This window comes from Sphingomonas sp. Ant20 (genome assembly GCF_000783375.1).
GTDB classification, from domain to species: domain Bacteria; phylum Pseudomonadota; class Alphaproteobacteria; order Sphingomonadales; family Sphingomonadaceae; genus Sphingomonas; species Sphingomonas aerolata.
On record NZ_JRVI01000072.1, the window covers coordinates 1 to 10,470 of the forward strand.

General features: G+C 66.2%; 7 protein-coding genes, 1 tRNA gene and 1 pseudogene. 3 read left to right on the forward strand and 6 right to left on the reverse strand.

Annotated elements, in window-relative coordinates; genetic code table 11:
• Nucleotides 1-158: 158 nt before the first annotated feature.
• Complete coding sequence (locus NI18_RS11120; RefSeq protein ID WP_037529946.1) at nt 159-1,778, reverse strand: hypothetical protein; 1,620 nt, start codon at nt 1,776-1,778, stop codon at nt 159-161.
• A 328-nt stretch (nt 1,779-2,106) separates the two neighbouring features.
• Here NI18_RS11120 and NI18_RS11125 point away from each other — a divergent pair, with 328 nt between their 5' ends.
• A complete protein-coding gene (locus NI18_RS11125) occupies nt 2,107-2,442 on the forward strand; it encodes a DUF6481 family protein (RefSeq protein WP_031396424.1) in 336 nt (111 codons plus the stop codon).
• 279 nt (nt 2,443-2,721) lie between these two features.
• On the opposite strand, the gene ahpF is transcribed toward NI18_RS11125, so the two are convergent.
• The 5 genes from ahpF to lon all read right to left on the reverse strand — a co-directional run bounded on the left by ahpF (nt 2,722) and on the right by lon (nt 8,253).
• Entirely contained in the window at nt 2,722-4,305 is a 1,584-nt protein-coding gene (gene ahpF / locus NI18_RS11130) for an alkyl hydroperoxide reductase subunit F (RefSeq protein WP_037529947.1), read from the reverse strand.
• A 208-nt stretch (nt 4,306-4,513) separates the two neighbouring features.
• Nucleotides 4,514-5,077 carry an alkyl hydroperoxide reductase subunit C gene (gene ahpC / locus NI18_RS11135; protein ID WP_031396422.1) on the reverse strand — a complete coding sequence of 188 codons (564 nt, stop codon included), beginning with the start codon at nt 5,075-5,077 and terminating at the stop codon, nt 4,514-4,516.
• 188 nt (nt 5,078-5,265) lie between these two features.
• Nucleotides 5,266-5,340, reverse strand: a tRNA-Val gene (locus tag NI18_RS11140).
• Between the two features lie 73 nt (nt 5,341-5,413).
• Nucleotides 5,414-5,686: an HU family DNA-binding protein gene (locus tag NI18_RS11145; protein WP_031438963.1), complete on the reverse strand. Its 273-nt coding sequence runs from the start codon at nt 5,684-5,686 to the stop codon at nt 5,414-5,416.
• Nucleotides 5,687-5,859: 173 nt separating this feature from the next.
• A complete protein-coding gene (gene lon / locus NI18_RS11150; RefSeq protein WP_037529948.1) occupies nt 5,860-8,253 on the reverse strand; it encodes an endopeptidase La in 2,394 nt (797 codons plus the stop codon).
• Between the two features lie 268 nt (nt 8,254-8,521).
• Here lon and NI18_RS11155 point away from each other — a divergent pair.
• Both NI18_RS11155 and NI18_RS22355 read left to right on the forward strand, forming a co-directional pair.
• Nucleotides 8,522-10,188, forward strand: a pseudogene (locus NI18_RS11155) (M1 family metallopeptidase).
• Nucleotides 10,185-10,470 (forward strand): hypothetical protein (locus NI18_RS22355; protein WP_128082194.1); only part of this gene is annotated, 286 nt, incomplete at its 3' end. The pseudogene NI18_RS11155 and the gene NI18_RS22355, both read left to right, overlap by 4 nt.

The window sequence follows — 10,470 nt, forward strand, 5'->3', positions numbered from 1 at the left end:
GGCGGGCGCGACCAGCGTCGAGGTGAGGAGGAGCAGTGTTCCGTAGGCGCGGCGCTTGGACATGGCCTGTAATCCCGATTCGTAAAGTCATAGGCGAATGCCGGGACGGTCCCCCAAGGACCGCCCCGGCATCACGGCGCATTCAATTGGCGCCCGCCTCAGCGGCCCTGGCAGGCGAAGTAGACCGAGCTGAACGACGGCGGTCCGACGTCCTGCAGCGCGGCATCCGCCGGCCGGACCGTCGTGCGGCCGCCCGTCGTCTGTTCGCCCGCGATCATGTTGACGCAGGCGACGTTGGCCGGGGTCTTCACCACGCCGTTGACGAAGGTCATGTCCGCACCGCCACGCAGGCGGATCGCGGCCGGGGCCAGCGCCGTCTGGATGAAGGTGAAGTTGGCGTAGCGGCCGAACGTGCGCGGCAGCAGGTCCTCGGCATTGTTCGAATCGATCTCGGTCGAGAAGGAGTCGGCGGTCGCACCGAGCGTGCGCTGGGCGGCGATCATGAACTGGATGAAGCCGCGATAGCCATTGTCGATATCGAAGCCGTCATCGTCCGCGCCGGTGATCGCGATATACTTCAGGTTGCTCGTGCCACCGAAGATCTCGATGCCGTCATCCGCCGAATTGTGGCTCTGGATGTGGTTGAGCGTGGTGCCCGAGCCGGTACCGCCGAGCGTCAGGCCCTGGAGCTCGTTGCCGTCGCTGATCGCGATGCCGCTGTAGCGGATCTGGACGTACTGCATCGTGCCGCTGCTGTCGGCGGCCGTCGGGCCACCATAGAAGCGCCCGGTGACACCCTCGATCGCCTGCTGGCAGGTCGTGCTGCTGCCGGCGGCATTGTTCGGGCCGGTGCCGGTGGCGCAGACCGCGACCGGTGCGCGGCCGAGCATGACGATCCCGCCCCACTGGCCCTGCGTCGCGTCGCTGACGCCGTTCGACGCCAGGTTCTGCTGCGAGGTGAAGACGATCGGCGCGGTGGCGGTGCCGACCGCGTTGATCTTCGACCCGCGGTTGACGATCAGCAGGTCGTTGGTCGTCTCGCTCGAATCCGCGGCGATCACGACGCCGGCCTCGATGTTGAGGATCGCGCCATTGTCCGCGCCGGTCGTGCCGACATCGGTGCCGATCTCGGTCTGGCCGCGCAGGCGGTAGAAGACGCCGGCGATCTTCGGCAGCGTCAGCGTGCCGCTGATCACGGTCGGCAGACGGCAGGCGCGGAACGTCGCGACCAGGCCGTCATCGGTCGTGCCGGTCGGGCAGACGCTCGTCGCGGTGACCGCGCCGACCGAAGGCACCGCGGTGCAGCGTGCGCCCGAGCCGCCGAATTCGGCCGAGGTCGAGTTGCAGGTCCAGCCCTGGAACGCGGTGTCGGTCGGGCCGTTGAGCGCGCCGACGAAGTTCGTGCTGGTGAAGAAGCTGTTGAGCGTCGACGGATCCATCGGCGTGGTGAGCGACGTCGCCGAGGTCGGATACAGGCCGTTCAGGCCGGTGCTGACGCCGCTGACATTGTTGTTCGTGCCGGCGTTGACGACCGCGAGCTGCTCGTCAGGCGTGATCGTGATGGTGTTGACCGTGGTCGGGGCGGCGAACTGTGCCGCGGTGATCGCGCTGGGCGTCGGCGTCGGCGTGGGGGTCGGCGTCGGGGTCGGCGTTGCCGGCGGGATCACGATGGTGCCCGCACCCGGCGACGCGACGCTGTCCGCGCCTCCGCATGCCGACAGCGCCGCACAGGCGGTGCTCGTCAGCAGGATAAGGCCGATGCGCTTGAAGCTGGTCATTCACGGAACTCCCGGTCGATCATTGATTGCGTGGATCGACTCGGGTCCCCCTGCCGATCTCTCAACGGCGGTTAGGCGGCGTAGATGACAGCGAGATGCGGTTTCGATGACGGCTGAGTGACGGCGGTGTTTCAGCAATGTGACACCAGGGCCGCGAGGTACGCGCCGAGCCGGGGCGGGACGACGACGGACGGTATCGCGGGGGCCCGGGGTGCATCACCCCGCTTTCGCTGCGCGGCACAATGATTTAAGGGGCACGGACGCTAGCAAGGCCCTTATCCGGGCAATCCCGCGGATTTCACCGCGATTACAGGAATTTTCGACGAGTATGGCCTCTTTCAAGGACCCCGGTTTTCAGGAACGTACCGCCTCTGCGAACGACGCGAAGCTGAAGGCGCTCGAGAAACTGCGCGCCAAGCCTGCGATCGATCCGGCGGTCGCCGCCGAGCGCGCCGCCGCCCGCGCCGCCAAGGAGGAGGCCGAGCGCGCCAAGCGCCAGGCCAAGCGCGACGCCGAAGAGGAGGCCAAGGCCGCCAAGAAGGCCGCCGCTGCCGAAGCTGCAGCCCGTGCGCTCGAGGCAGAAGCCAAGTCGCAAATGTCCGACGCCGACAAGAAGGCGCTCCGCGACGCCAAATATGCGGCGCGCAAAGCCAAGAAGAAGTGAGGAAACGGCCGGGGATTTCCCCGGCCTTTTTCATTTGTGCTGGCGAGATTTTCGGCCGCTGCCTCGCCACACCGTGATCCTGACGAACCTCAGGACCCAGAGCCACACGCGCCACCGCCCGCAACTCTGGATCCTGGATCAAGTCCAGGATGACGACGGCGGGTGACGTTTGCCCCACACATATCGTCATCCTGACGAAAGTCAGGATCCAGAGCCACGAACGCCGACGCGCGTGACCCTGGGTCCGGGATGACGGACGGGGGAGAAGCCCCCCGCCCCTCAGGCTGCGAGTGCGTCCTGCTCTTCGGGCGCGAGCCGGATCATGTAGTCGAACGCCGCCAGTGCCGCCTTCGAGCCTTCGCCCATCGCGATCACGATCTGCTTGAACGGCACGGTCGTCACGTCGCCGCCCGCGAACACGCCGGGGATCGACGTCTCGCCGCGGTGATCGACCTCGATCTCGCCGCGCATCGTCAGCGCGACCGTGTCGGTCAGCCATTCGGTGTTGGGCACCAGTCCGATCTGCACGAAGATCCCCTCGAGCTCGACCTGATGCAGCGTATCGTGGTTGCGATCCTTGTAGCTGAGCCCCGTCACCTGCTTGCCGTCGCCGAGCACCTCGGTGGTCATCGCCGAGGTGACGACCTTGACGTTGGGCAGGCTGGCGAGCTTGCGCTGGAGCACCGCGTCGGCGCGCAGATCGCTGTCGAATTCGATCAGCGTGACATGCGCGACGAGGCCCGCCAGGTCGATTGCCGCCTCGACGCCGCTATTGCCGCCGCCGATAACCGCGACGCGCTTGCCCTTGAACAGCGGGCCGTCACAATGCGGGCAATAGGTCACGCCCTTGTTGCGATACGCTTCCTCGCCCGGCACGTTCATCTGGCGCCAGCGCGCACCGGTCGACAGGATCACGGTCCGCGCCTTCAGCGACGCGCCGCTCGCGAGCTGCACCTCGTGCAGACCACCGACCTGAGTCGCGGGGATCAGCTTGCTCGCGGTCTGCAGGTTCATCACGTCGACGCCATATTCGGCGACATGCTGCTCCATGTGCGCGACGAGCTGGGGCCCCTCGGTATGCGCGACCGAGATGAAGTTCTCGATCGACATGGTGTCGAGCACCTGACCGCCGAAGCGCTCGGCCGCTATTCCGGTGCGGATGCCCTTGCGCGCGGCATAGATCGCCGCTGCCGCGCCGGCGGGGCCGCCACCGACGACGAGCACGTCGAACGGATCCTTGCCCGCGATCTTCTCGGCCGCGCGCGCGGTGCTGCCCGTGTCGAGCTTCGCGACGACCTGCTCGACGCTCATCCGGCCTTGCGCGAACGGCTCGCCGTTGAGGAAGATCGCCGGCACCGACAGGATGTTGCGGTTCGTGACCTCGTCCTGGAACACGCCGCCCTCGATCGCGACATGGCTGATCCGCGGGTTGATCACGCTCATCAGGTTCAGCGCCTGCACCACCTCGGGGCAGTTCTGGCAGCTGAGCGAGAAATAGGTCTCGAACGCGAAATCGCCGTCGAGCCCGCGGACCTGCTCGATCACTTCCTGCGTCAGCTTCGACGGATGCCCGCCGACCTGCAGCAGTGCGAGCACCAGCGAAGTGAACTCATGCCCCATCGGGATGCCGGCGAAGCGCACGCCGATATCGGTCCCGGCGCGGCGGATCATGAAGGACGGGCGGCGCTTGTCGTCATCCTTGCGGACCATCGTCACCGAATCGGACAGTGCCGCGATCTCGGTCAGCAGGCCCTCGAGCTCGCGCGACTTGGCGCCGTCGTCGAGCGAGGCGACGAGTTCGATCGGCTGGACGATGTTCGCCAGATAGGTCTTGAGCTGCGCAGTAAGGTTCACATCGAGCACGGACGCTCTCCTGTCTGGTGAAAGGGACGCGCGGCGGGCTGCCGTCGCGAAAATCGTCACCCCAGACCGGGTCCGGAGTCCACCGTGCCGCACGACATCAGGGCGTCATGCGGCAGGGTGGCTGCCAGACCGAAGTCCGGCAGGCCGGGGAAGGAGCGAACCCCTCCCCCTTTGGTGACGAAGCCGGGCGACCGGCTCCGTCAGTGGCTCAGATCTTGCCGACGAGATCGAGCGACGGGGCGAGCGTGGTCTCACCCTCTTCCCACTTGGCGGGGCAGACCTCGCCGGGGTGCGCTGCGATATACTGTGCGGCCTTGACCTTGCGCAGCAGCTCCATCGCGTTGCGGCCGACGCCTTCCGAGGTGATCTCCATCAGCTGGATCACACCCTGCGGATCGACGACGAAGGTGCCGCGATCGGCCAGGCCCTGGCCTTCGCGCATCACGTCGAAGTTGCGCGTGATGGTGCCCGACGGATCGCCCAGCATCGTGTAATCGATCTTGCCGATCGCCGGCGACGTGTCGTGCCAGGCCTTGTGCGAGAAATGGGTGTCGGTCGACACGCTGTAGACCTCGACGCCCATCTTCTGGAACGCGGCATAATTGTCGGCCAGATCCTCGAGCTCGGTCGGGCAGACGAACGTGAAATCGGCCGGGTAGAAGAAGAAGACCGCCCACTTGCCCGTGACGTCGGCGTCCGACACCTCGATGAACTTGCCCTGGCGATAGGCCTGGGTGGTGAACGGCTTCAGCTGGGTGCCGATGATCGACATGGGGTAGCTCCTTAGAATTGTGCGACGCATCATATATGGGATGCTGCGGCGCAGCGTGAAATGCAGAATGCCGATCTAGTACATTCACGCAGTCGATCACAGAAGCGCCAAAGATCGACTAAGGCACTGAAAGAACCCCGAAAACAGAAACGCCGGCCCGCTCGCAATGGAGAGGACCGGCGTAAATCTGGTGGGCGCGACAGGGATTGAACCTGTGACCCCACCCGTGTGAAGGGTGTGCTCTACCGCTGAGCTACGCGCCCGAAACTGGTTCGGAAGCGGGCCTTTAAGCGCGGTATGCCGCGCTGTCCAGCCCTGTCGGTCATGATCGGTCGATCAGTTGACCGAATCCTTCAGCCCCTTGCCCGCCTTGAACTTGGGCTGGGTCGACGCCTTGATCGTCATCGGCTCGCCGGTGCGCGGGTTGCGTCCCGTCGAAGCCTTGCGCTTCGAGACCGAGAAGGTGCCGAACCCGACCAGCCGGACTTCCTCGCCCTTTTTCAGCGCGGCCGAAATCGCGTCGAAAACGGCTTCGACGGCCTTGACCGCATCGCCCTTGACCAGCCCCGACGTGTCCGCGACCGTCGCGATCAGTTCCTGCTTGTTCATACAGTTAATCCCCCAAACAAATACCGAATCGGCAGCGATGGAATCGCGGCGCCAATTTCCAGGCAGTAACGCGGCGGTATCGTCTGCTGTCAAACGAAACCGCCGCGCGACGCTCTAACCGCGCGGTTCGGTAACGGCCATCGTGACGCGGCGAAATACCGCGCCGGATGCGCTCAGTGGTGAAGACCACCCCCGACCGGCGGGATCGGCGCGGGCGGCAAGGCCGCCAGTTCGTCCGCATCGGTCCACTCGATCGCCTCGAGCGGTTCGGTCAGGGCAAGCCGCAACACCTCGTCGACATGGGCAACGGGGATGATCTTCAGCCCCTCCTTGATGTTCGCCGGAATGTCCGCGAGGTCCTTCTCGTTTTCTTGCGGGATCAGCACGGTGGTGATGCCGCCACGCAGTGCCGCGAGCAGCTTCTCCTTCAGCCCGCCGATCGGCAGCACGCGGCCGCGCAGCGTCACCTCGCCGGTCATCGCCACCTCGCGCCGGACCGGCACGCCCGTCATCGTCGAGACGATCGACGTGACGATCCCGACACCCGCCGACGGCCCGTCCTTGGGCGTCGCGCCTTCGGGCAGATGGATGTGGATGTCCTTGCGGTTGAACAGCGACGGCTTGATGCCATAGCTCGGCGCACGCGCCTTGACGTAGCTGAACGCGGTCTCGATCGACTCCTTCATCACGTCGCCGAGCGTCCCCGTCAGCTTCGCCGCGCCCTTGCCCGACACGGTGACGCTCTCGATCGTCAGCAATTCGCCGCCGACCTCGGTCCAGGCGAGCCCGGTGACCGCGCCGATCTGGTTCTCGGTCTCGGACAGGCCGTGGCGATATTTCTGCACGCCCGCGAACTCGGCGATGTTGTCGGGCGTGATCGTCACGCTCGTCGCCTTGCCCTCGAGGATCCGGCGCAGCGCCTTGCGCGCGAGCTTGGCGATCTCGCGCTCGAGCGTCCGCACGCCCGCCTCGCGGGTGTACTGCTGAATCAGCGTGCGCAGCCCCTCCTGCGTCAGGACGAACTCGCCGTCCTTGAGGCCGTGCGCTTCGATCTGCTTCGCGATCAGGTGCCGCTCGGCAATCTCGACCTTCTCATCCTCGGTATAGCCCTCGAGGCGGATGATCTCCATCCGGTCGAGCAGCGCCTGGGGGAGGTTGAGCGTGTTCGCGGTCGTCACGAACATCACGTCCGACAGATCGAGGTCGATCTCGAGATAATGATCCTGGAACTTGCCGTTCTGCTCGGGGTCGAGCACCTCGAGCAGCGCCGACGCGGGATCACCGCGGAAATCCTGGCCGAGCTTGTCGATCTCGTCGAGCAGGAACAGCGGGTTCGACGCCCCCGCCTTCTTCAGGTTGGTGACGATCTTGCCCGGCAGCGAGCCGATATAGGTGCGGCGATGACCGCGAATCTCGGCCTCGTCGCGCACGCCGCCCAGGGACTGGCGGATGAACTCGCGACCCGTCGCCTTTGCGATCGACTTGCCGAGCGAGGTCTTGCCGACGCCCGGAGGGCCGACGAGGCACAGGATCGGCCCCTTCAGCTTGTTGGTGCGCGCCTGCACCGCGAGATATTCGATGATCCGGTCCTTGACCTTCTCGAGCGCATAATGATCCTCGTCGAGCACCGCCTGGGCCGCCGAGATGTCCTTCTTGATCTTCGACTTCTTGCCCCAGGGGAGCCCCAGCAGCACGTCGAGATAGTTGCGCACGACGGTCGCCTCGGCGCTCATCGGCGCCATCGTCTTCAGCTTCTTGAGCTCGGCGGTCGCCTTGGAGCGCGCTTCCTTGCTCATCTTGAGCGTCGCGATCTTCTGAGTCAGCTCGGCGATCTCGTCGCCTTCGCCCTCGTCACCCTCGTTACCGAGCTCGCGCTGGATCGCCTTCAACTGCTCGTTGAGGTAATATTCGCGCTGCGTCTTTTCCATCTGGCGCTTGACGCGGCTCTTGATCTTCTTCTCGACCTGCAAGACGCCGAGCTCGCCCTCCATCGCCGCAAACGCCATTTCGAGGCGCTTGGCGGGGTCGGTCTGCATCAGCATCGCCTGCTTGTCGGCGACCTTGATCTGGATGTTGGCGACTACGGCATCGGACAGCCGGGCGGCCTCAGTGATCTCGGACAGCTGGGTCGCGGTCTCGGCGGGCAGCTTGCGGTTGAGCTTGGCGTAATTCTCGAACTGGTCGACGACCGAGCGCATCAACGCCGCGATCTCGGGCCCCTCGACCTCGGTGTCGGCCACCGTCGCGACTTCGGCGGTGAGGAAGTCACCGCTCTCGTCGAGCGTCTCGAGCGTCGCGCGGACCTTGCCCTCGACCAGCACGCGTACCGTGCCGTCGGGCAGTTTCAGCAGCTGGAGGACGGTCGCGGTCACGCCCATCGTATAGAGATCGTCGCGCGCGGGATCATCCTCGGCCGGGTCGAGCTGCGCGACCAGGAAGATCTCCTTTTCTGCCGCCATCGCCGCCTCGAGCGCCGCGACCGATTTCTCGCGGCCGACGAACAGCGGAACGATCATGTGCGGAAACACGACGATATCGCGCAACGGAAGAACGGGATAGTGGGTCATGCAAGCTCCGGTACCGGACCGAACAAGGTCGGCGTCAGCTCATTATATGGTGAGGATGGCGGATCCATCAATCGCCGGGCTACGTAATCGCCGAAGCGCCCCCACACGCGGTCCGGGACTCCGTCACACCGTGCCGTCCTATCACGGGTGCGCCTATCGCTCTTGTATCGATCCGACCGCCGCGCAACAACGCGCCGCATGATCCCGCGCCTCCTCCTCGCCGCCAGCTGCACCGCGCTGCTCGCCATTCCCCCCGGCCTCCGCGCAGCTGCCGCGCAAGGGGGAACCCGCTATCACCGCGCAGACGCAGCGTTCGGGGGGTGTGCTCACCCCCGAACAGACCGCGCTGCAGTTCGACCATGCCGACCTCGCCTTTGAGGTGCTGCCCGATGCGCAGCGGCTGAACGGCGTGGCAACGCTCCAATTTACCGCGCGCGCGGCCGTGGCGCGGCTGCCGATTGATCTCGACCGCAACCTGCCGGTGAGCGCCATCGCGATTGACGGCGTCGCACTACCCGCCTCCGCCTGGACCAATCCGGAGGGGCGGCTGACGATCACGCTGCCCCGGCCGGTGCCGGCGGGCGGGAAGGTGACCGCGACGATCACCTATGGGGGCACGCCGCATGTCGCGGTAAAGGCGCCGTGGGACGACGGCATGGTCTGGTCGAAGACCCCCGACGGGCGCACCTGGTTCGCGACCACGGCGGAGGGCTATGGCTGCGACCTGTTCTGGCCGTGCCTCGATTTTCCGACCGGCGAGCCTGCGCTGGTCGATCTCCACATCACCGTGCCCAAGGGGCTGAAGGCGCCGTCGAACGGCGTGCTGGTCGGCGTCGACACGTTCGCCGACGGCCGCACCACCTGGAACTGGCGCGCCAAGCACCCCAACACCTACGGCATCGCGCTCAACGTCGGGCCGTATGAGGAGGTCCGCGGCACCTATAAGAGCCGCTTCGGCAACAGCATTCCGATGTTCTACTGGTATCTGCCCGGCGAGAAGCCGCAGGCGGAGAAGCTGTTTGCAGAATTCGCCCCGACACTCGACTTTTTCGAGAGCATGATCGGCCCCTACCCGTTCGGCGACGAGAAGCTGGGCGTCGTCGAGACCCCGCACAAGGGCATGGAGCACCAGACGATCAATGCGTACGGCAACGACTATGCCAAGCGCCGGAGGGGTTCGACTGGCTGTTCCAGCATGAATTCGCGCATGAATGGTTCGGCAACCAGCTGACCGCGGCCAACTGGGACGATTACTGGCTGCACGAGGGCTATGGCACCTATATGCAGCCGCTCTACGGCCAGTGGCGCGAGGGGCGCGCGCGCTATGCGACGATGCTGCAGGGTGAGCGCGGGGCGATCATGAACCGCATGCCGATGACCCAGCAGCGGATCACCACCGAGGAGGAGGTGTACGAGCTCGACAAGGGCGGCGCCGGGCAGGACATCTACAACAAGGGGTCGTGGATGCTGCACACGCTGCGCAACCTGATCGGCGACACCGCCTTTTTCGACGTGACGCGCCGCGCGGTCTATGGCCGCCCCGATCCGAAGCCCGGCAACTTCACCCCCCGCTTCGGCTCGACCAAGGAGTATGAGGCGATCGTCCGCCGCGTCACCGGCAAGGATTATGGCTGGTTCTTCGACGTGTACCTTCGCCAGGCGGCGCTGCCCGAGCTGATCGAGACACGTACCGGCACCACGCTGACGCTGGCGTGGAAGGTGCCGGGCAATGGCCGCTTCCCGCTACCGGTCGAGGTGCAGGTCGACGGCAAGACGCGGACGCTGCCGATGACCACGGGCACCGCGACGCTCGCCGTGCCGAAGGGCGCGCATGTCGTGATCGACCCCGATGCGCTGGTCCTGCGGCGGAGCATCGCGCTCGAGGAGGTTGCCGCGTGGAAATCCGCACAGGCAGCGAAGGCGAAACCGCAATGACCGACGCATCCCCGGTCCCTCGCGAAAGCGGGGGCCCAGCAGCCGCGACCGTCGCCGCGCCCGACCCTGGGCTCCTGCGTGCGCAGGTGAACCCGTGGCCCGCCCGCGCCGCGGAGATGGCGGCGATCTTCATGGTCGGCGACGGACTGCTCGGGCTGCTCCAGCCGCGGCGCCACGTCGATCTGTGGAAGGACGACGCGCTCGGCACCGAGGCGCTGGTCCAGCCGTTCGTCGACCGGCCGGGCCGCCGCCGTCTCTATGCCGTTGTCCAGATCGCCGCCG

What these genes read in the sequence shown, in the direction of transcription:
- lon (WP_037529948.1), bottom strand. Translation starts at nt 8,253, where the DNA reads ATGACCCACTATCCCGTTCTTCCGTTGCGCGATATCGTCGTGTTTCCG.
- NI18_RS11125 (WP_031396424.1), top strand. Translation starts at nt 2,107, where the DNA reads ATGGCCTCTTTCAAGGACCCCGGTTTTCAGGAACGTACCGCCTCTGCG.
- ahpC (WP_031396422.1), bottom strand. Translation starts at nt 5,077, where the DNA reads ATGTCGATCATCGGCACCCAGCTGAAGCCGTTCACCACCCAGGCCTAT.
- NI18_RS11120 (WP_037529946.1), bottom strand. Translation starts at nt 1,778, where the DNA reads ATGACCAGCTTCAAGCGCATCGGCCTTATCCTGCTGACGAGCACCGCC.
- NI18_RS11145 (WP_031438963.1), bottom strand. Translation starts at nt 5,686, where the DNA reads ATGAACAAGCAGGAACTGATCGCGACGGTCGCGGACACGTCGGGGCTG.